This is a genomic window from Pseudooceanicola onchidii, assembly GCF_004959925.1.
In the GTDB taxonomy this organism is placed as follows: Bacteria; Pseudomonadota; Alphaproteobacteria; order Rhodobacterales; family Rhodobacteraceae; genus Pseudooceanicola; species Pseudooceanicola onchidii.
On the sequence record NZ_SPUW01000001.1, the window covers coordinates 225,532 to 244,248 of the forward strand.

The 18,717-nt window shown below is 66.4% G+C and carries 19 protein-coding genes and 1 tRNA gene; 5 read left to right on the forward strand and 15 right to left on the reverse strand.

Going from position 1 to position 18,717, the window contains the following annotated elements; translation table 11 throughout:
* Window positions 1-8: 8 nt before the first annotated feature.
* Window positions 9-2,366: a methyl-accepting chemotaxis protein gene (locus tag E4S58_RS01070; RefSeq protein WP_169052567.1), complete on the reverse strand. Its 2,358-nt coding sequence runs from the start codon at window positions 2,364-2,366 to the stop codon at window positions 9-11.
* Window positions 2,367-2,615: 249 nt separating this feature from the next.
* Between E4S58_RS01070 and E4S58_RS01075 the strand changes: the two genes are divergently transcribed.
* The 5 genes from E4S58_RS01075 (at window position 2,616) to E4S58_RS01095 (ending at window position 6,843) form a co-directional block, all read left to right on the forward strand.
* Window positions 2,616-2,692 (forward strand) — tRNA-Arg (locus tag E4S58_RS01075).
* A 109-nt stretch (window positions 2,693-2,801) separates the two neighbouring features.
* Window positions 2,802-4,448, forward strand: coding sequence for a thiamine pyrophosphate-binding protein (locus tag E4S58_RS01080; RefSeq protein ID WP_136634479.1), 1,647 nt, complete (start codon window positions 2,802-2,804; stop codon window positions 4,446-4,448).
* Window positions 4,445-5,488: a dipeptidase gene (locus E4S58_RS01085; RefSeq protein WP_136634480.1), complete on the forward strand. Its 1,044-nt coding sequence runs from the start codon at window positions 4,445-4,447 to the stop codon at window positions 5,486-5,488. The genes E4S58_RS01080 and E4S58_RS01085 overlap by 4 nt, the downstream gene beginning before the upstream one ends.
* Window positions 5,489-5,633: 145 nt before the next feature.
* Complete coding sequence (gene aroQ, locus E4S58_RS01090) at window positions 5,634-6,074, forward strand: type II 3-dehydroquinate dehydratase (RefSeq protein WP_136634481.1); 441 nt, start codon at window positions 5,634-5,636, stop codon at window positions 6,072-6,074.
* 4 nt (window positions 6,075-6,078) lie between these two features.
* A complete protein-coding gene (locus E4S58_RS01095) occupies window positions 6,079-6,843 on the forward strand; it encodes an HpcH/HpaI aldolase family protein (protein ID WP_136634482.1) in 765 nt (254 codons plus the stop codon).
* Between the two features lie 123 nt (window positions 6,844-6,966).
* On the opposite strand, the gene E4S58_RS01100 is transcribed toward E4S58_RS01095, so the two are convergent.
* The 14 genes from E4S58_RS01100 to E4S58_RS01165 all read right to left on the reverse strand — a co-directional run bounded on the left by E4S58_RS01100 (window position 6,967) and on the right by E4S58_RS01165 (window position 18,693).
* Complete coding sequence (locus E4S58_RS01100; protein WP_136634483.1) at window positions 6,967-7,437, reverse strand: DUF3237 domain-containing protein; 471 nt, start codon at window positions 7,435-7,437, stop codon at window positions 6,967-6,969.
* The gene (locus tag E4S58_RS01105; protein ID WP_136635775.1) at window positions 7,434-7,721 is read right to left on the reverse strand and encodes an ArsR/SmtB family transcription factor; all 288 of its coding nucleotides are present in this window, start codon (window positions 7,719-7,721) and stop codon (window positions 7,434-7,436) included. Before E4S58_RS01105 ends, E4S58_RS01100 begins: the two co-directional genes overlap by 4 nt.
* 101 nt (window positions 7,722-7,822) lie before the next feature.
* Window positions 7,823-9,046, reverse strand: coding sequence for a mandelate racemase/muconate lactonizing enzyme family protein (locus tag E4S58_RS01110; protein ID WP_136634484.1), 1,224 nt, complete (start codon window positions 9,044-9,046; stop codon window positions 7,823-7,825).
* Window positions 9,047-9,242: 196 nt separating this feature from the next.
* Complete coding sequence (locus E4S58_RS01115; protein WP_136634485.1) at window positions 9,243-10,328, reverse strand: zinc-binding dehydrogenase; 1,086 nt, start codon at window positions 10,326-10,328, stop codon at window positions 9,243-9,245.
* Window positions 10,329-10,424: 96 nt separating this feature from the next.
* Entirely contained in the window at window positions 10,425-11,753 is a 1,329-nt protein-coding gene (locus E4S58_RS01120) for a lyase family protein (protein WP_136634486.1), read from the reverse strand.
* Entirely contained in the window at window positions 11,753-12,451 is a 699-nt protein-coding gene (locus E4S58_RS01125) for an alpha/beta fold hydrolase (protein ID WP_136634487.1), read from the reverse strand. Before E4S58_RS01125 ends, E4S58_RS01120 begins: the two co-directional genes overlap by 1 nt.
* A complete protein-coding gene (gene pcaG, locus E4S58_RS01130) occupies window positions 12,451-13,050 on the reverse strand; it encodes a protocatechuate 3,4-dioxygenase subunit alpha (protein WP_136634488.1) in 600 nt (199 codons plus the stop codon). Before pcaG ends, E4S58_RS01125 begins: the two co-directional genes overlap by 1 nt.
* 1 nt (window position 13,051) lies before the next feature.
* Window positions 13,052-13,789, reverse strand: coding sequence for a protocatechuate 3,4-dioxygenase subunit beta (gene pcaH, locus E4S58_RS01135; RefSeq protein ID WP_136634489.1), 738 nt, complete (start codon window positions 13,787-13,789; stop codon window positions 13,052-13,054).
* Window positions 13,782-14,168: a 4-carboxymuconolactone decarboxylase gene (pcaC, locus tag E4S58_RS01140; RefSeq protein WP_136634490.1), complete on the reverse strand. Its 387-nt coding sequence runs from the start codon at window positions 14,166-14,168 to the stop codon at window positions 13,782-13,784. Before pcaC ends, pcaH begins: the two co-directional genes overlap by 8 nt.
* Window positions 14,161-14,949 (reverse strand): 3-oxoadipate enol-lactonase, encoded by a 789-nt coding sequence (gene pcaD, locus E4S58_RS01145; RefSeq protein WP_136634491.1) that lies wholly within the window; start codon window positions 14,947-14,949, stop codon window positions 14,161-14,163. The genes pcaC and pcaD overlap by 8 nt, the downstream gene beginning before the upstream one ends.
* On the reverse strand, window positions 14,949-16,118 hold the full coding sequence (gene pobA, locus E4S58_RS01150) for a 4-hydroxybenzoate 3-monooxygenase (protein ID WP_136634492.1): 1,170 nt from the start codon (window positions 16,116-16,118) through the stop codon (window positions 14,949-14,951). Before pobA ends, pcaD begins: the two co-directional genes overlap by 1 nt.
* 92 nt (window positions 16,119-16,210) lie before the next feature.
* A complete protein-coding gene (locus tag E4S58_RS01155) occupies window positions 16,211-17,191 on the reverse strand; it encodes a threonine ammonia-lyase (protein ID WP_136634493.1) in 981 nt (326 codons plus the stop codon).
* Window positions 17,188-18,009: an alpha/beta fold hydrolase gene (locus E4S58_RS01160; protein ID WP_136634494.1), complete on the reverse strand. Its 822-nt coding sequence runs from the start codon at window positions 18,007-18,009 to the stop codon at window positions 17,188-17,190. Before E4S58_RS01160 ends, E4S58_RS01155 begins: the two co-directional genes overlap by 4 nt.
* Window positions 18,010-18,693 carry a haloacid dehalogenase type II gene (locus tag E4S58_RS01165; protein WP_136634495.1) on the reverse strand — a complete coding sequence of 228 codons (684 nt, stop codon included), beginning with the start codon at window positions 18,691-18,693 and terminating at the stop codon, window positions 18,010-18,012.
* Window positions 18,694-18,717: the final 24 nt, after the last annotated feature.

The window sequence follows — 18,717 nt, forward strand, 5'->3', positions numbered from 1 at the left end:
AGGTGTGTTCAGAACTCGGCCCAGCTATCGTCAGACATGTCGTTGACCGTCGCGATCGGTGCGTTGACCGCCCGCTGAACCTGCTTTGTGGCGGGCGGTGCGGCCATCGGTGCGGCGGCAACGGGGCGCATCCCGTCGACCCGGAAGGCGGCGGAAACCTGCATCAACCGCGCCGCTTCGTTCACCATCACCTTGCCCGTGCCGTGGACCTGCGTTGCGACGGCTGCGTTCTTTTGCGTGACGCCATCCAACTGATCGACCGCCGAGCTGATTTCCTGGATGCCGACCGACTGTTCCCGCGCGGCTGAGGCGATGGAGGACACCGAGACAGAGACCTTGTCGAACTCTCCGATCAGGTTGTCGAAAGAGGCGCCGGCCTTTTCCACCAGTTCGACCCCGCTGACGACGTTGTCGGCGCTTTCCTGGATCAGGGCGTTGATCTGCTTGGCCGCGTCCGAAGACCGCTGTGCCAGCGCCCGCACTTCCGACGCAACAACGGCAAAGCCGCGCCCCGCCTCGCCCGCGCGGGCGGCCTCGACCCCGGCGTTCAGGGCCAGAAGGTTGGTCTGGAACGCCAGGTCCTCGATCACCGATGTCACCTGCGTGATCTTCTGTGACGAGGAGGAGATCTTGTCCATCGCGCCCATGGCCTGGGTGACGACCTGGCCGCTTTGCTGTGCATCGGCCTTGGCGCGCGTCATGACGCTGTCGGCATCGCCCGCCGCATCCGCCGTCGACTTGACCGATGCCGAAAGCTCGGTGATCGCGGCGGCGGTTTCCTCAAGGCTCGCGGCCTGTTCGATGGCCTTCTGGCTCAGGTCATTGGACGCGTTTTCGACGTCGCGCGCGTTGCTGTCGATTTCCTGCGCGGAATTCAGCAGCGACGCCACCGTTTCGTGCAGCTTTTCGACAGCCGAGTTGTAGGCCACGCGCAGCGCCTCGTAATCCTCGGCAAAGGCGGTCTTGATTTTCGTGGTCAGGTTGCCCTGGGCCAGTTCCGCGATGGAGGAGCTGAGCTGATCCACCACCTCGCGCTGGTTGCGGGCCTTCTGGTCGGCGCGTTTGCGGTCTGCCTGAGCCATCCCCAGCTTGTCGCGCAGGTTGTCCAGATCGCGGGCCAGGTCGCCCACGTCATCGGCGCGGTCGGTCATCGGGATTGCGGTGGTGTAATCGCCCGATGACACGTTGCGAAGGCTCGCATTGATGCGCTGGAACGGGCCGGCGACCCCCCGACCGATAAGCCAGCCGAGGATGAGCAGCACGGCAAACAGACCGGCCATCTGCAAGGCCAGCGTGTTGCGCAGATCGACGATCGGGCGCAGCAGTTCGCTGTCCTGCTGTTCCATCACGACCGACCAGGTCGTGTCATGAAAGGTCATGCGCTCGGCCATCATGTGGATGGAGTTGCCATCGGCCGTCTCGGTCTCTTCGAAACGCGGTTCGCCCGTTTCGAAGGCGTGCTGCAGCCAGGCGGTCTGGGGAACCTGTGTCAGAACGACCTCCGCTCCGCCGAATCGCGACGTCGAGCGGCGGGTATAGTCCGCAGCGACGGCATAGACCTCACCGGTTGCGCCCAGGCCCTTGGGGTTGTTCAGGATCGCATTGATCGGTTCGATCGGCAGGCGATAGATCAGGACGCCCTTGGTCTTGGTGCCGTCCGACACGGCGGTCGCCAGGAATCCGGCAGGGGCATTGTCGATGGCCCCGTACGCCGCGAAGTCCGCGAAAGAGGCATCGCCTGCGGGCAGCCCGATCGTCTTGCGGAAGATCCGCCCCAGGTCGGTGTCGCGCCATGCGCCATCGTTCAGGTTGGTCGCGAAATCGGACCGCTTGGCCACGGAGTAGACGACATTGCCGTCCGGATCGACCAGCAGGACGTCCGAATATCCCTGCGAGGTCATGACCTTGCGGTAGAATGGGTGGAACTTGAGATGCACGAGGTCATACTGGCTGCCGTCGGCCTTGGAGATCAGCGCATCGCGTTCGCCGGCCTCGAATTCGTTCTCGGCAATATAGGCGGTCTGCAATTGCTGCGTCTGTTCGCCCCCAAGTGTGCGCCAGGACAGTGAAAAGCTGCTGAGCGCAGACAGGGTCGTGGGGTTCTGGGCCTGCGTCAGAAGTTCGTCTTCCATGGTCGAAAGCAATGCCGACAACTGACTTTGTCGCGCTTCCAATGCCGTTCCGAACTTGGTTTCGATTTCCGTCGTGAGGATCGTTCGGGCGTTCATGAAGGATGTCGTGGCGATCACGGCCGCAACCAGCGCCCCGAGCGCCGAGATGATCAGCGGCAGCTTGACCGCCAGCCGCAGGTTGCTGATCCAGGTCAGCCGAGACAGCAGGCGGAGCGCGCCTGCGGTTTTGTCCAAGGTCGTTGACGCGGTAGCCGCCATATATCTCACCCTCATTTCAGTCATGCGGGGATCGGCCCCGGATTGAGACCCGCCCCGGGCACGTCCTCTGGGCAGGCAGCCGGACTTTGAACGCAGATACCTTAATATCAGCCTTCTACGACCTCGGATTTTCCGGGGATTTTCATCAAAGTCGCGAAAATGCCGTCCCACATGGCCCGCGAAGGCATGACAAGCCCCGGCGCCTTCGCTAAGAACACCCCGGCTGGCCCCGTGGCTCAACTGGATAGAGCAGCCCCCTCCTAAGGGGCAGGTTGCAGGTTCGAATCCTGCCGGGGTCACCATCTTCCCGCATCCGCCCCCTTGCGCGCATTCGGTGCGGTTTCCCGGTCGTGCTCTCTGGCCATTCCCGGCCAAAACCGCCACTCTGCGCCGAAAATGACGGAGGGTCGGATGGACCGTACAGGCGCACGCATTCTTGTGGATCAGCTTATCATTCAGGGGGTCGAACGGGCCACCTGCGTGCCCGGCGAAAGCTATCTTTCGGTGCTGGATGCGCTGATCGGCTCGGGGGTCGACATGCTGACCTGCCGTCAGGAAGGCGGAGCAGCCATGATGGCTGAGGCCTATGGAAAGATGACCGGCAAGCCCGGCATCTGCTTTGTCACCCGCGGCCCGGGCGCGACCAATGCCGCAGCCGGCGTGCATGTGGCGGCGCAGGACAGCACGCCGATGATCCTCTTCGTCGGCCAGGTGGCCCGCGACATGAAGCACCGCGAGGCCTTCCAGGAGCTTGATTACAGCGCGGTCTTCGGCACCATCGCCAAGTGGGCGGTGGAAATCGACGATGCCGCCCGCATCCCCGAACTGCTGGCCCGCGCCTTCCGCGTTGCCACCCAGGGCCGCCCAGGCCCCGTGGTGATCGCGCTGCCCGAGGACATGCTGGTCGACGTGGTCGATGTCCTCGATGCGCCAAAGGCAGACCCGATCGACATGACGCCCTCGGCCTCGGGCATCGCCGCCTTGACCGAACGGCTGGCGCAGGCCGAGCGACCGATCGCCATCCTTGGCGGCGGCGACTGGCGGGGCGACACCCGCGATGGCATGATCGCCTTCGCCGAACGCCACGCCCTGCCGGTCTGTGTCGAATTCCGGCGTGGCGGCAGCTTTCCGGCGGATCACCCGAACTACGTCGGCGACCTGTCGATCGGCGCGAACCCCAAGCTGATCAAGGCCATCAAGGACGCCGACCTGATCCTGATGCTGGGCGGGCGGCTGTCGGAAATGCCGTCGCAGAATTACACGCTGCTCGACATCGGGCCGGGGGATGACCGGCTGGTCCACCTCTATCCCGACCCCGAGGAAATCGGCCGCGTCTACCAGCCCGGCCTCGGCCTGATCGGCACGGCGGGCGGCTTCATCGAAGCCGTGGCGGACCTGCCCGGGCCCAACCGTCAGTCCGATCACGTCGCCACCCTGCGTCAGAATTACCTCGACTGGTCCACCGATCCCCTGCCGATCCCCGGCAGCTTCCAGATGGGCGAGGTCATGTGCCACCTGCGCGATACGCTTGGCCCGGATGCGGCGATCACCAACGGCGCCGGCAATTTCGCGACCTGGATCAACCGTCACTACCGGTTCCGCGATCATGGCTCGCAGCTGGCGCCGACCTCGGGCTCCATGGGCTATGGCCTGCCCGCCGCCGTCATGGCGAAACGGCACCGGCCCGAACGGGACGTGGTCTGCGTCGCGGGCGACGGCGACATCATGATGACGGTGCAGGAGCTGGCGACGGCGGCGCAGTTCGACATCCCGCTGATCGTGCTTGTCATCGACAACGGCATGTTCGGCACGATCCGGATGCACCAGGAACGCGAATACCCGGGCCGGATCTCGGCCACCGACCTGAAGAACCCCGATTTCGCCGCGATGGCCGCCGCCATGGGCTGCCACACCGAAACCCTGCACGACAGCAAGGACTTCGCGGCCGCCTTCGACCGCGCCCGGGTCAGCGGCAAGCCCGCCCTGCTGCATTGCTTCCTCGACCCCGAGGCGCTGACCATCGCCAAGACGCTGAGCGAGGTGAGGGCGGGCTCATGACGCCCTTCTTCGACGGTCACAACGACCTGCTGCTCAAGATGACCCTCGGCCGCATCACGGCCGAAGAGGTGCGCGACGGCCACGGCAAGGGGCAGATCGACGTGCCGCGCGCGCGGGCAGGGGGGCTGGGCGGCGGGTTCTTCGCGCTCTTCGTGCCGACGCCCGGCGCGCCCGGCATGGACATGGCGGCGATGCGGCGCGACAGCTATGACCTGCCCCTGCCGCCCGAACTGGACCAGCCGACGGCCATCGCGCAGGTGCGCGAGGGGATCACCCACTTCAACCGGCTGGCCGAGCTGGGCGTGATCACCCCCTGCACGACCGCACAAGAGGTCGAGGCCGCGATCCACGGCCCCACCCTCGCCGCGATCCTGCATATGGAAGGGGCAGAGGCCATCGGCCCTGACCTTGCCGAACTGGATGAGCTTTACGCCGCCGGCCTGCGCTCGATCGGACCTGTCTGGAGCCGTTCGACCATCTTCGGCCATGGCGTGCCCTTCCGCTTCCCCTCGACCTCGGACATCGGCCCCGGCCTGACCGACGCGGGCAAGCGCCTGATCCGCGACTGTAACCGGCGCCGGATCATGGTGGACCTCAGCCACCTGAACATGGCCGGGCTGCAGGACGTCGCCGACATCTCGGACGCCCCGCTGGTCGCCACCCATTCCAACGCCTTCCACGTCACCCCCTCGGCCCGCTGCCTGACGGATGATGAACTGCGCCTGATCGCCCAGACCGGCGGCGTGGTCGGCATCAACTTCGGCACTTGTTTCCTGCGCCCCGACGGCAAATTCATCGCGGACTGCCCGGTCGATCACCTGCTGGCCCACCTCGACCACCTGCTGACCATCCTGGGCGAGGACGGCGTGGCCTTCGGGTCCGATTTCGACGGGGCGATCCTGCCCAACTGGATGAAGGACGTCTCGGGCCTCGCCACGCTGCGCGACGCGCTGGTGGCGCATGGGATCAATGAGGCGCTGCTGGAAAAGCTCGCCTGGCGGAACTGGGTGCGCGTTCTGAAGCAAACCTGGGGCGAATGACGCGCAGGGCGCTACGCTCGCATCCTGCGGAACATGTCCCCTCCCCAGTCATGGGGAGGGTCAGGGAGGGGCAGGCCCCCCCAAACCCATGGCGCCCCTGAACAAACATGCTATCACTGCCGCAACCACGGCAGAGGAGACCGCAATGACCAAGACCGTCTATGTCCTGAACGGCCCCAACCTGAACCTCCTCGGCAAGCGCCAGCCCGAGATCTACGGATACGAAACCCTGGCCGACGTGGAAACGCTCTGTGCCGATACCGCCGAGGATCTGGGCCTGGCGACGACTTTCCACCAGTCGAACCACGAGGGCGAGATCGTCGAGGCGATCCACGCCGCCCGGGACGAGGCCGCTGCCATCGTCATCAACCCCGCCGCCTACACCCATACCTCGGTCGCGATCCTCGATGCGCTCAACGCCTTCGAGGGCCCGGTGATCGAGGTGCATATCTCGAACGTGCACAAGCGCGAAAGCTTCCGGCACCATTCCTACGTGAGCCTGCGCGCCGACGCGGTGATCGCGGGCTGCGGGACGCAGGGCTATGCCCTGGCCCTGACGCGCGTCGCCACCCTGCTGGAGGACTGATCCGATGGACCTGCCCAAGAACCGCTTCAAGGCGCTGCTCAAGGAAGGCCGCCACCAGACCGGCTTCTGGAACACCATCGCGGGCCCGATCGTGCCCGAGGCCCTGGCCGCCCAGGGCTTCGACTGGATCGTCGTCGATACCGAACACACCACGACCGAGGCGTTTCAGGTTCACCACTCCCTTCAGGCCATCGCGGCCTACCCCGAGGTCTCGGCGGTGGTCCGGCCGGTGTCGAACGATCCGGCCTATATCAAGCGCTACCTCGACATGGGCGCGCAGACCCTGATGATTCCTTACGTCAACTCAGCGGAAGAGGCCCGCGCCGCCGTTACGGCCATGCGCTATCCGCCGCACGGCATCCGCGGCATGGCCGGCGGCACCCGCGCCTCGGGCTTCGGGCTGATCAAGGATTACATGACCCGCGCCGAGGAAGAGCTCTGCCTGATCGTGCAGGTCGAAACCGCCCAGGCGCTGGACCAGTTGGAGGAAATCGCCACCGTCGACGGCGTGGATGCGGTGTTCATCGGACCCGCGGACCTCTCGGGCTCCATGGGTCACCCGGGCAACCAGGCGCACCCCGATGTCGTCGCCGCGATCGAGGATGCCTTCACACGGCTCAAGGCGATCGGCGTGCCCTCGGGCATCCTGACCCTGAACGAGGATTTCGCCCGCCACCTCGGCACGCTCGGGGCCGGGTTCACGGCCATCGGCACGGATATCTCGTCCCTGATGCGCGACGTGGCGGCACTGAAGTCGCGTATGTCCTGACGCGGCTGCGCCGCGTTGCCTCCGGCGGAGGTATTTTCCACCATATGAAGCCGACACCACGCGCGTCCTTCTTCTGGTCCGAAATACCTCGGGGGGAGGCCGCAGGCCGGGGGGCGGCGCCCCCTAGTCGACCGCAAAGAGCGACACGGTGACGCCGAGGGGCTGCCGGGTGCCGGTGCCCACGAAAATCGTCCGGTTGACCCAGTCATAGCGCGGATCGCCGGTTTCCAGCCGCGCCTGGGTGCGCATGTAATACTGGTCGGGCGGGACGGCTTCCCCGGCCATGACCCGGGCCAGAACCTCGGCCGGGCCGTGGCGATAGCCGTAGTTCACGATCTCGATCACCGCGCCGTCGTTGGTTTCCATCGCGTAGCGCGTGTCCAGTTCGGCGACGTCGTTCGGCCAGATCGTCTGCCAGTCCGCGCCGAGGTTCAACAGACGTCCGTTCAGGCGCGGGCCTTCGACACGACCGCCGATGATCGGGATGATGCGGCGACGCCCGGCGCGGCCCTGGCCCATCTCTCGGATCTGGTCCAGCTCGACATGCAGGTCGCAGACATGGGACAGCCCGGGGGTAGGCAGGGCAGGGGTCATGCGTCGGACTGGCAGAACAGCCGGTGCAGCAGGCCGATCACTTCGGACGTGTTCTCATTAGCCAGGCTGTAATAAACCGTCTTGCCGTCCCGGCGGGTGGCGACGAAACCCTCTTCGCGCAGCCGCGCCAGCATCTGGCTGACCGCCGCCTGCCGCATGTCCAGCAGCGCCTCAAGCTCACCGACCGATTTCTCGCCGCTGCCCAGGTGGCACAGGATCATCAGCCGTCCCTCGTGCGCCAGCGTCTTCAGGAAGGCCGCCGCGCTTTGCGCGTTCTCGGCCATGTCACTGGGGTTAACGGGGATCTGCAGGTCAGCCAAACTCGGGTCCTCCTGGGCGTCTTGCGGCTTCTACCATGTCGCATGTGGCTTGGCGAGACTTCGGGTCAGTCCCGGGGGGCGCCCCCCTGGAAATGGTTGGCCTGGACGTAATCGCAGGGCTCTTCCTGCATGCCCAGATGCAGCGCCGTGCCGGTGTAGGGATGCGTGCGGGCCAGGTCCTCGTCGATCTCGATGCCAAGACCCGGGGCCTCGGGCGGACGGACATGGCCCTCCTCGACCGTGATGCCGCCCCGGATCAGGTCGGCGTGGAACGCCGTCTCAATGGTTTCGATCATCAGCAGGTTTGGGGTCGACGCCGCGAGGTGCACGTTCGCCGCCCATTCGACCGGTCCGGCATAAAGGTGCGGCGCGATCTGGGCCCCGGCCACTTCGGCAAGGGTGGCGATCTTCTTGCCCTCCCAGATGCCGCCCGCACGGCCGAGCGCGGGTTGCAGGATCCGCACCCCCGCCCGCAGCAGGGCCGAGAATTCCTGCTTGGTGGTCAGCCGTTCGCCGGCGGCAACCGGGATCGACGTCGCACGGGCGACGGCGGCGATGGCATCCATGTCATCCGGCGGCACGGGTTCCTCGAACCACAGCGGGTCATGGGGCGCGATGGCCTGCGCCATGCGGATGGCGCCGTCGGGGGTGAACTGGCCGTGCGTGCCGAACAGCAGGTCCGCCCGGGTGCCCACGGCGGCGCGGATCGCGGCGCAGAACCGCGCCGACAGGTCGATGTCCGACAGGGCGGGCATATGGCCGCCCCGGATCGTGTAGGGCCCGGCCGGGTCGAACTTGACCGCCGTATAGCCACGCGCGACCAGATCACGCGCGCTCTCGGCGGCCATGTCGGGCGAGGACCAGAAGGCTGAGATCTCGTGCTCGGGCAGGGGGTAGAGGTAGGAATAGGCCCGCAGCCGGTCGTTCATCTTCCCGCCCAGCAGCGCCCAGACCGGCCGGTCGCGGTCCTTGCCGAGGATATCCCAGCAGGCGATCTCGAGCCCCGAAAAGGCGCCCATCACGGTCAGGTCGGGACGTTGCGTGAACCCCGAGGAATAGGCGCGGCGGAACATCAGCTCGATGTTTTCGGGCGACGTGCCCGCCATGTGCCGGTCAAAGACATCCCGGATGACGGCTGTCATCGCCTCGGGTCCGACCGAGGCGGCATAGCATTCACCCCAGCCCGTCACCCCGGTGTCCGTCGTCAGCTTGACCAGGATCCAGTAGCGCCCGCCCCAGCCCGGTGCGGGCGGGGCGGTGACGATGATATCGAGATCCTGAAGTTTCATCGCGCGTCTCTCCTGCTGTGCCGTGGTGCCGGGCCACGATATGGCCTGAGACCCGGGTGGCAAGGTCGAAGCGAACCGTTGGCAACACGGACGCCTGCAGGACCGGTCAGGCCAAAGGAAAAGGGCCGCCCTGGCAAGGCGGCCCCTGATGCGATCCGATGCCATGTGCCGCGACGGCGGCGCGCTGACCAAGATCCTATTTCATCATGATGACGTTGCGCCGGGCCGCGCCGGATTTCGTGTCCGCGATCGCCTCGTTGATCTGATCCAGCGTCCAGCGGCCCGAGATCAGTTCGTCCAGCTTCAGGCGGCCCTGCTGGTACATGTCGATGATCCACGGGATGTCGCGCTTCACCACGACGTCACCCATCATCGACCCGACGATGCCCTGGCCCTGATTGGCCATCATCAGCGGCGAATAGGACGACACCTTGTCGCCATGCGGCAGGCCGACCATCACCACGCGGCCCCCCTGGCCCAGGTAGCGCGGCGCCTGATCATAGACCTGCGCGACACCGACCGTGACCAGCACGACGTCGGCGCCATGGCCGAGGATCTTCTTGACCTCGGCCCAGGGTTTGCCCTCGGCCAGAACCGTATCGGTCGCGCCGAATTCCTTTGCGACCTCAAGCTTGTCGGCCAGCATGTCCACGGCAACGACGCGACGGGCGCCGGCAATCTTGGCCCCCTGGATCGCGTTCAGGCCAACGCCGCCCGCGCCGATCACCACCACGTCCTGTCCGACCTGGATGTCCGCCGTAAAGACCGCCGCGCCCACGCCCGTGATGACACCGCACGAGATCAGCGATGCCACGTCCTTGGCCATGTCGCCGGGGATCACGCAGATCTGCGATTGGTCCACGACAACCTTGTCGGCAAAGGCGCCCGAGGCCATCGCCTGGTAGATCGGGCTGCCGTCCTTGTCGGAAATCGGCGACCCCGCCATGTTGTCCTTGGGCGTCGAACAGATCGTCGGCTTGCCGGACTGGCACGGGGTGCAATGACCGCAGGCGTGGATCAGGGTAACGCAGACGCTGTCGCCCGCCGTGATGCCATGCACACCGTCCCCGACCCGGGTCACGACGCCCGCCGCCTCGTGTCCGTAGACCGCCGGAAGCGCGCCGCCGAAGCCGCCCTGCCAGAACGAGATGTCGGAATGGCACACCGCGACGGCCTCGATCTCGACCTCGACCTCGCCGGTTTCGGGCGCGCGAAGCTGCACCTCTTCGATGGTCAGGGGCGCGTTGTTTTCGCGACAGACAGCGGCGCGGATGGTTTGCATGAGATCCTCCCGTATTCGTGCAAAGCGTGACTCGTCCCGCGCAGCTTAGGCAAGCGCGAAACGGAATTCCACTATCCGGAAAGAATTTCCGCTGCGTCAGATGGCCCGGGCGCGTGTGGCGAAGGCGCGGGCCTGCGCGGGGGCGTCGCCCATCTGGCCGACGGCCCCGAAGACGGGGCTCAGGTCGATCTGTGGAAAGGCGTCGCGCGCGGCGGTTTCCAGATCGCCCCCGTCCGCGATCACCGCCTTGCACAGCCTTTTGACCTCGGCCTGCGCGTCGGGGCGGGCCATGTGCGAGGACAGATGAAAGCTCAGCGCCTCGGCCTGCATCAGTCCCTGCGACGCGCCAAAGGCCGCCCGCATCGCCTCGCGCTGCGGCTGCAGCCCCGGGGCCATCTTGCGCGCGGTCTGAACGGCGGACGCGGTGGCAAGGCACAGCTGCGGCAGCACCATCCATTCGGTGAACCAGGCCGCCCCGTCGCGTTCCTGCCGCGCCATGCCGGCGCCCGACAGCGTGGCGTTCAGCCCGACAGCCTGCCGCGCCACGGCCACCATGACCGAGGGCTGCACTGGGTTCTGTTTCTGCGGCATGGTCGATGATCCGCCGGCCGTGCCAAGCCGTACCTCGCCCACGCCCGACTGGGCCATCAGCGTCACGTCCTCGCCCATCTTGCCAAGCGCCACGGCGACGCGCGTCAGCCAGGCGGCGATGCGCAGCACCGGCCCCCGGTCCGAATGCCAGCTGCGGCCCGGATCACCCAGCCCCAGCCCCTTGGCCAGCGCCGCGCGCAGGGCAGGGGCCTGATCGCCCCAGACCGACCCTGTGCCCGCCGCGCCCGACAGCGACACCAGCAGCGACGAAGCCCGCAGCGCCGGCAGCTCGGCCAGCGCATCCAGCAGCGGATTGCCCCATTCGGCCACGACCGATCCGAAACTGACCGGCGTCGCATATTGTCCATAGGTCCGGCCCGCCATGGGCAGATCGGCGTGATCCTCGGCCAGGGTGGCAAGCGCGCGCAACACGTCCCGAAGGCCATCTTCGACCAGGCCCAGCAATTGGCGCAGACGCAGCATCAGCCCGCTGTCCACGATATCCTGCGAGGTCGCGCCCCAGTGCAGGTACTGCGCGTGTTCCGGCGCCTGCATCGCGCTGCGAAAGGCGGTGACAAGCCCCGGCACCGGCACGCCATTGGTGGCCGCCGGGTCGCCCAGCCCGCCGGGATCCAGCGGGATCTCAAGCGTGGCGCGGTGGATCGCGGCGGCGCTCAGCTCGGGGATGATCCCCAGACCGCCCTGCGCCTTGGCCAGTGCGCCTTCGACGATCAGCATGGCGCGGACCTCGGCGCTGTCAGTGAACAGCTTCGAGGCCTCGCCCGCGTCAAAAAGCTTGTGATAGATCGCGCTGTCGTGGACCGATCCCGCCATTAGCCTGCCATCCTGATCAAGTGTTCCGTCAGTTCCGCAGGCGCGGACAGGAAGGGCGAATGCCCCGTGTCGATCTGTGCCCGGTCGGTGATCGCCTGCGCCATCCGCAGCTGGTCCTGCGCCGGGATCACCCGGTCCGCGTCGCAGATCACCGCCGATTTCGCAACCCCGTCAAAGGCATCACCCAGCCGGATCGGATCACGGTGCGGCGCGGTCGGCTCGTAAGTGACCTGCGTCAGGGCCCAGTCCATCGCCGCCCGGTCGGCGCCGTTGTACAGCATTTCGCCCGCGCCGGGGGCGGTGGTGTCGAAGGAATAGCTCAGCCGGTCCTCGGCACGGATGAACCGGGGTGCGGGCCGGTCGCCCGTGAGCGCCCCCATCAAACCGACGACCGTATCGCCGTCCTGCGGCACCAGGGCCGCGACGTAGATCAGCCGCGCGACGCGGTCAGGCGCAGCCTGCGCGGCCGCCGAAATCGACAGGCCGCCGGCCGAATGCCCGACCAGCACGGCCTTGCCCTCGTAGGCCGACAGGATCGCCGTCGCATGATCGACAAGGGTCAGGTCCGGCACGCCGCCGCCCCGGCCCGGCATGTCGATCGCCTGAACGGAATGTCCCCGCGCGTGCAGCGCAGGGACAATGTCACGCCAGCACCATGCGCCGTGGCAGGCGCCGTGCACGAGGATGAATTGAGCCATCAGATATCCAGAAACACCGTCTCCCGGTCGCCCTGAAGGACGACATTGAAGGTATACTGGCCATCGCCGGTCTTCTTGGCAATCAGGGTCTCGACCCGGTTGCCCTGTTCGATCCGGTTCAGCAGCGGGTCGGCGCTGTTGTCTTCGTCCTCGAAATAGATGCGGGTCTGAAGGCCGATGTTGATGCCCCGCGCCACGATCCAGAGAGAGATATGCGGCGCCTGCATCGCCCCGCCCCGCGCCTTCACTGCGCCCGGCTTGACGGTGCGCAGGGTGAACTTGCCGCTCTCGCTGTCCGCGGCGAACCGGCAGAAGCCGCTGACCTTCGGGTCCGCGCCATCCTGACCGGGAAACAGGCCGGCCGCATCCGGTTGCCAGCTTTCCAGCATGGCGTCGCGCAGCGCCCAGCCGGTGCCGTCAAAGACCTCTCCGGTGATCTCGATCACCTCGCCCTTGGCGCCCTCGGCAATCGGGCTTTCGCCGATCTCGATGTCATAGGCTCCGGCATTCCCGGCATAGGTCGGCATGCAACCGATGTGGACGTAGGGCCCTGCGGTCTGCGAGGGCGATTCCACCAGCGTGTCGAGTTTCTGCACCATCTCACATCCCCTCGAGCTTGTTTTCGAACATGGTCTGGCGGCGGCCGCGCAGCACGATGTCGAACTTGTAGGCCAGGAAATCCATCGGCCGGGCCTTGGCCATGTCCAGGGGCGCGACCAGCGTGTCCAGCTGGCTGCGATCCTTAACCGTCGCCGCGATCGGGCAGCGGTAGATCAGCGGATCGCCTTCGAAATACATCTGGCTGATCAGGCGTTGGCCGAACGAATGCCCGAAGATCGAGAAGTGGATGTGCATCGGCCGCCAGTCGTTGCCCCGGTTGGGCCAGGGATAGGCGCCGGGGCGGATCGTCAGGAATTCATAGAACCCGTTCTCGTCGGTGATCGTCCGGCCGCAGCCGCCGAAGTTGGGATCGAGCGGGGCAAAGTAGGTGTCCTTCTTGTGCCGATAGCGTCCGCCGGCATTCGCCTGCCAGATCTCGACCAGCGCGTTCGGCACGGGCCGCGCGTTTTCGTCCAGCACCCGGCCATGCACGAGGATGCGTTCCCCGACCGCCGGTGCCTTGCCGCGCGTCCAGTTCATGATCAGGTTGTTGTCCCATTCGCCCAGCACATCGTGGCCGAAGGTGGGGCCGGTTTCCTCGGAAGGGCCGGAGTCAAGCGACAGCAGCGACCAGCGCGGGCTGCGCGGAACGGACGTCTTGTAGTCGATGTCATAGGCGGGCGGGTGCACCGCGCGGTTGCGCGGGATCAGCGGGCCAAGGTCGTTGTGATCACTCATCGCCTGTCTCCTCAAGTTCGGCGTAGATCTCGCGCGCCAGTTTGAACGCGTGATTGGCGCGCGGCACCCCGGCATAGATCGCGACGTGGTGCAGCACCTCGCGGATGTCGTCCTTGGTGGCCGCGGTGTTCACGGTGGCGCGCAGGTGCAGTTCGAATTCCTCGAAGTTGCCAAGGCCCGCCAACAAAGCCAGCGTCAGCATCGACCGTTCGCGTTTGGTGATCGCATCCGACGACCAGACGGTGCCCCAGGCCCCTTCGGTGATCAGGTCGATGAACCCGGCGTTGAACGGATCCGACGTGCCTTGCGACTTGTTGACATGCGCCTCGCCCAGAACGGCGCGGCGGGTGGCTTCCCCTGCGGGGCGGCGGTCAGCCATGACCCACCTCCTTGATGAAATCTGACAGAATGCGGGCGTAGTCTTCGGGTTTCTCGACGCAGGGCAGGTGGCCCGCACCGCGGATCAGCTCGAACTTCGAGCCGGGCACAAGATCGATGGTTTCGCGCACCAGGTCGGGCGGGGTCGATCCGTCCTCGGATCCGGCGATGCCCAGAACCGGCAGGCGCAGGCCCGAGGTCGGCGTGTAGAAATCCGTGCCCGAGATCGCCGCCGAACAGCCCGCATAGCCGTCGATTGTCTGGCGGATCAGCATGTTGCGCCAGGCAGCCAGTTCGTCGGTGTCGCGGAAGGCGCGGCCGAACCAGCGTTCCATCACCGCGTCTGCCAGGCTTTCGATGCCATCGCGGTTCACCGCGTCGATCCGGTCCTGCCACATCGAGGGCACGCCGATCTTGGCGGCCGAATTCGAGATCACCAGCGCCCGCACCAGGTCCATCCGCTTGACCGCCAGTCCCTGGCCGATCATGCCGCCGATCGACAGCCCGACGAACAGCGCATCCCGGACGCCGAGGTGATCCAGCAGGGCTTCGGCATCCTTCACCAGCCCGCCCATGGTGTAGGGCTGGGCCGTCGCATCGCTCAGCCCATGGCCGCGCTTGTCGTAGCGGATGTATTTCAGGCCCTGCGGCAGCAGTGGCAGCACCTTGTCCCACAGACGCAGGTCGGTGCCGAGCGAATTGGCAAAGACCACCGGCGCGCCGCTTGGGTCGCCATCGATCCGGTAGTTGACCCGGAACCCGTCTAGATCGGCAATCAGCATCAGTAAGGCAGCCCCACGTAATTCTCGGCCATGGCCTTCTGCGCGGCCTCGTTGTCCCGCAGGAAGGCGATGTCGGCCTGTTGCATCCTGAGATCGAAATCCGACTGGTCGGGGAAGTGATGCAGCAGGCTGGTCATCCACCAGCTGAACCGCTCGGCCTTCCAGACCCGGGCAAGGGCCTTGGCCGAATACTGATCGATCCCCTCATCCGACCCGTCGAGATAATGATCCCTCAGCGCATGATAGAGGTAATGGATGTCGGATGCAGCCGTGTTCAGGCCCTTGGCCCCGGTCGGCGGCACGATATGCGCCGCATCCCCGCACAGGAACAGCCGCCCCCACTGCATCGGTTCGGTCACGAAGGACCTGAGCGGCGCGATCGATTTCTCGATCGAGGGGCCGGTGATCAGCTTGTCGGCGGCCTCTTCCGGGATGCGCCGCTTGAGGGCTTCCCAGAAGGCGGCGTCCGACCAGTCCTCGGGCTTGTCGGTCAGCGGGCACTGCACGTAATAGCGCGACAGGTTGGCATTGCGCATCGAACACAGCGCAAACCCCTCGGGCGAAGAGGCATAGATCAGCTCGTCGTCGACCGGCGGGGTTTCCGACAGGATGCCGAGCCAGCCGAAGGGATAGACCTTTTCGAATTCGCGCCGCACGCCGTCCGGGATCGTCTTGCGGCTGACACCGTGAAACCCGTCGCATCCGGCGATATAATCGCAGTCGATCCGCTGGTCCTGTCCGCCGACCGTGTAGGTGACATAAGGCGCGTCGGTCTTGGCATCGTGGATCGTGACGCCCTCGACCTCGTAGACGATCTTGCCACCCGCCTTCTCGCGCGCCTCGTAAAGGTCGCGGGTCACCTCGGTCTGGCCATAGACCATGACGGTCGTGCCGGTGTGTTTCTTGAAATCGATCCGGAAGGTCGCGTTCTCGGCCGCGATCAGCGTGCCGTCATGGACATAACCTTCGGCCTCCATGCGGTCCGATACGCCAGCCTCGCGCAGCAGCCCGATCATGCCCTGTTCAAGGATGCCCGCCCGGATGCGGGCCAGAACGTAGTCCTTGGTCTTCCGTTCAAGGACGACCGACTCGATCCCGGATTTCATAAGTAGCTGAGCCAACAGCAGGCCCGACGGCCCGCCGCCAATGATGACGACCTGTGTGCGCATCACATCCTCCCTGTTCGCAGGACGGATGTGACTCAAAATAGTTGTCGATGTCAATTATATTCGTCGCGGCACTGCAGCGCCGCGACGCGGGATCAGGCCGGTCCGGCGTGGGTGATCAGCGACCGGCTGAACATCATCGGATCCACGTTGCCCCCCGAGACGACCGCGATCACGGCATCGCCCTCGATCTCGTCGCGGCGCAGAAGGGCGGCGGCCAGCGCGACGGCCCCGCCGGGTTCCGCCACCAGCTTGAGCCGCAGGAAGGCCTGCGCCATGGCATAGAGCGACTCGTCATCCGTCACGACCAGCCCCGGCCCACAGAGGCGTTTCATGATCGGAAAGGTCAGCTCTCCGGGTTCCGGCGTCACGATGGCGTCGCAGATCGACCCGCCCATGCGGTCGTTGCGCACGACCACGCCGCCCGACAGCGACCGCGTCGCATCGTCGAACCCGGCCGGTTCGACCGGACGCGCGCGCAATCCCGGCGCCTTCGCCTCAAGCGCCAGCGCGATGCCCGAGGTCAGGCCGCCCCCGCCGCAACAGACCAGCACGTCGGCGGTGTTTACCCCGGCCTCGGCCGCCTGTTCGGCAATTTCCAGTCCCACGGTGCCCTGCCCGGCGATCACCAGCGGTTCGTCGTAGGGACGCACCAGCGTCAGCCCCAGCTCTTCGGCCAGCGCCTTGCCCTTTTCCTCGCGGCTTTCGGTTTCGCGGTCATAGAGCACCACCCGCGCCCCAAGCGCCTTGGTGTTCTCGCGCTTCAGCTCGGGCGCATCGGCGGGCATGAGGATGACGGCCGGCGCGCCATGCTGCGCCGCCGCCCAGGCCACGCCCTGCGCGTGGTTGCCGGATGAATAGGCCATGACGCCCGCCTTGCGCACCTCGGGATCCATCGCGGAAATCGCCGACCAGGCACCGCGCGCCTTGAAGCTGCCGGTGTGTTGCAGGCATTCCGGTTTGAGAAACACGCGGCGCCCCGCGATCTCGTCCAGGAAGGGAGAGGTGAGAAGCGGCGTGCGCCGCAGATGGCCGGAGAGCCGCCCCGCAGCGGCCTCGATCATCTCGATATTCATGCAAGTTGTCCTTTCCAGGCGGCCAGCGCGGCCAGGGCTTCGGGTTCGTCAAGAAACGGGATATGCCCCCGGTCGGGCACATGGGCCACCACCGCGCCGGGGTGACGTTGGGACATCTCCTCGACCGTCGCGCGGCTTAGAAGGTCCGAATTCGCGCCGTGGATGATCGCCAGCGGTAGCCCGGCCAGCCCGTCGAACAGCGGCCAGGCATCGGCGGGTTCGGCATCGAAGGCGGGCGCCACCGCGTCATAAAGCCCGGGGTCGTAGTTGATCTTCAGCCCCTCGGGCGTCTCGTCGTAGACATGCCCCAGGAATCTGATCCAACGCTCCGCGGATACGCCCCTGAACTGGCTGGTGTCGGCCGTCCGCGCGTCGGCGGCATCCTTCAGCGTGGCAAAGCCGGGGTTCTGGCCCAGGTACCCCTGGATCGCTGCCAGCCCCGCCGGTTCGATCACCGGGCCGACATCGTTCAGGGCGATACCGATCAGCCGGTCCTTCGCCAATGCCGCCAGAACCATGGCGATCAGCCCCCCGCGCGAGGTGCCCAGCACCGCCACCCGGTCCAGTCCGAGGTGATCCAGAAGAGCCAGCACATCCTGCGCCTCGACGCCCACGTCATAGGTCTTGAAATCCGCCCAATCCGATTGACCGCGCCCGCGGTAATCCATGCATATCAAGCGCATGTCGGCCAGGTGCGGCGCCACGAAGTCGAAATCCCGCCCATTGCGCGTCAGTCCCGACAGACACAGCAAGGGGATCCCCTCGCCCGTGTCGGTGTAATGGATGCGGGTGCCATCGGCGGCAGGGAAGTGGGGCACTCAGAATACCTTCAGATCGGGAATATGGGTCAGGTCGGCGACCTCGTGATGCGGGCGACCGGGCAGGCGGTCCACAGGATCACCGCGCCGGTTCACCCAGGCCGTGGTGAACCCGTAGGACGCGGCCGAGGCCGCATCCCAGCCGTTGGAGGACACGAACAGCACCGCGTCGGCCCCACAGCCGAACCGCGCGCCGACCAGATCATAGACCGCCCGCGCCGGTTTGAAGACACCGACGCTTTCCACCGTCAGCACATCGTCCAGCAGCCCGCCGATCCCGGCCGAACGGACGGCATCGGCCAGCATCTCGGGCGATCCGTTTGACAGGATCCCGGTCGCCAGCCCGCGTTCCTTCAGCCGCGTCAGCATGTCGGGCACTTCGGGATAGGCGGCCAGGTCACGATAAAGTTGCAGCAGTCGGTCGCGCAGTTTCGCCCCGGACAGCCCGTGATGCTCCATCGCCCAATCCAGCCCGTCCTGTGTGACCTGCCAGAAATTCGTGTGCGCGCCCGTCACGGCCCGAAGCCAGGAATATTCCAGCTGCTTGCGCCGCCAGTCCTCGGCCAGCGCGGGCCAGATATCCGACAGCGCCTCCATTCCCGGTTCATCGGCGGCCTGACGCGCGGCGGCGCTGACGTCGAACAGGGTGCCATAGGCGTCGAAGATACAGGTGGTGATCGGCATCGCAGTCTCCTGCGTCACGTTAGC

Coding starts and splice junctions, on each gene's coding strand:
- E4S58_RS01165 (WP_136634495.1), bottom strand. CDS start 18,693: ATGCCGATCACCACCTGTATCTTCGACGCCTATGGCACCCTGTTCGAC.
- pcaC (WP_136634490.1), bottom strand. CDS start 14,168: ATGGCTGACCGCCGCCCCGCAGGGGAAGCCACCCGCCGCGCCGTTCTG.
- pcaD (WP_136634491.1), bottom strand. CDS start 14,949: ATGCTGATTGCCGATCTAGACGGGTTCCGGGTCAACTACCGGATCGAT.
- E4S58_RS01120 (WP_136634486.1), bottom strand. CDS start 11,753: ATGGCGGGATCGGTCCACGACAGCGCGATCTATCACAAGCTTTTTGAC.
- E4S58_RS01100 (WP_136634483.1), bottom strand. CDS start 7,437: ATGACCCCTGCCCTGCCTACCCCCGGGCTGTCCCATGTCTGCGACCTG.
- E4S58_RS01125 (WP_136634487.1), bottom strand. CDS start 12,451: ATGGCTCAATTCATCCTCGTGCACGGCGCCTGCCACGGCGCATGGTGC.
- pcaH (WP_136634489.1), bottom strand. CDS start 13,789: ATGAGTGATCACAACGACCTTGGCCCGCTGATCCCGCGCAACCGCGCG.
- E4S58_RS01080 (WP_136634479.1), top strand. CDS start 2,802: ATGGACCGTACAGGCGCACGCATTCTTGTGGATCAGCTTATCATTCAG.
- E4S58_RS01110 (WP_136634484.1), bottom strand. CDS start 9,046: ATGAAACTTCAGGATCTCGATATCATCGTCACCGCCCCGCCCGCACCG.
- aroQ (WP_136634481.1), top strand. CDS start 5,634: ATGACCAAGACCGTCTATGTCCTGAACGGCCCCAACCTGAACCTCCTC.
- pobA (WP_136634492.1), bottom strand. CDS start 16,118: ATGCGCACACAGGTCGTCATCATTGGCGGCGGGCCGTCGGGCCTGCTG.
- E4S58_RS01105 (WP_136635775.1), bottom strand. CDS start 7,721: ATGGCCGAGAACGCGCAAAGCGCGGCGGCCTTCCTGAAGACGCTGGCG.
- pcaG (WP_136634488.1), bottom strand. CDS start 13,050: ATGGTGCAGAAACTCGACACGCTGGTGGAATCGCCCTCGCAGACCGCA.
- E4S58_RS01085 (WP_136634480.1), top strand. CDS start 4,445: ATGACGCCCTTCTTCGACGGTCACAACGACCTGCTGCTCAAGATGACC.
- E4S58_RS01155 (WP_136634493.1), bottom strand. CDS start 17,191: ATGAATATCGAGATGATCGAGGCCGCTGCGGGGCGGCTCTCCGGCCAT.
- E4S58_RS01095 (WP_136634482.1), top strand. CDS start 6,079: ATGGACCTGCCCAAGAACCGCTTCAAGGCGCTGCTCAAGGAAGGCCGC.
- E4S58_RS01115 (WP_136634485.1), bottom strand. CDS start 10,328: ATGCAAACCATCCGCGCCGCTGTCTGTCGCGAAAACAACGCGCCCCTG.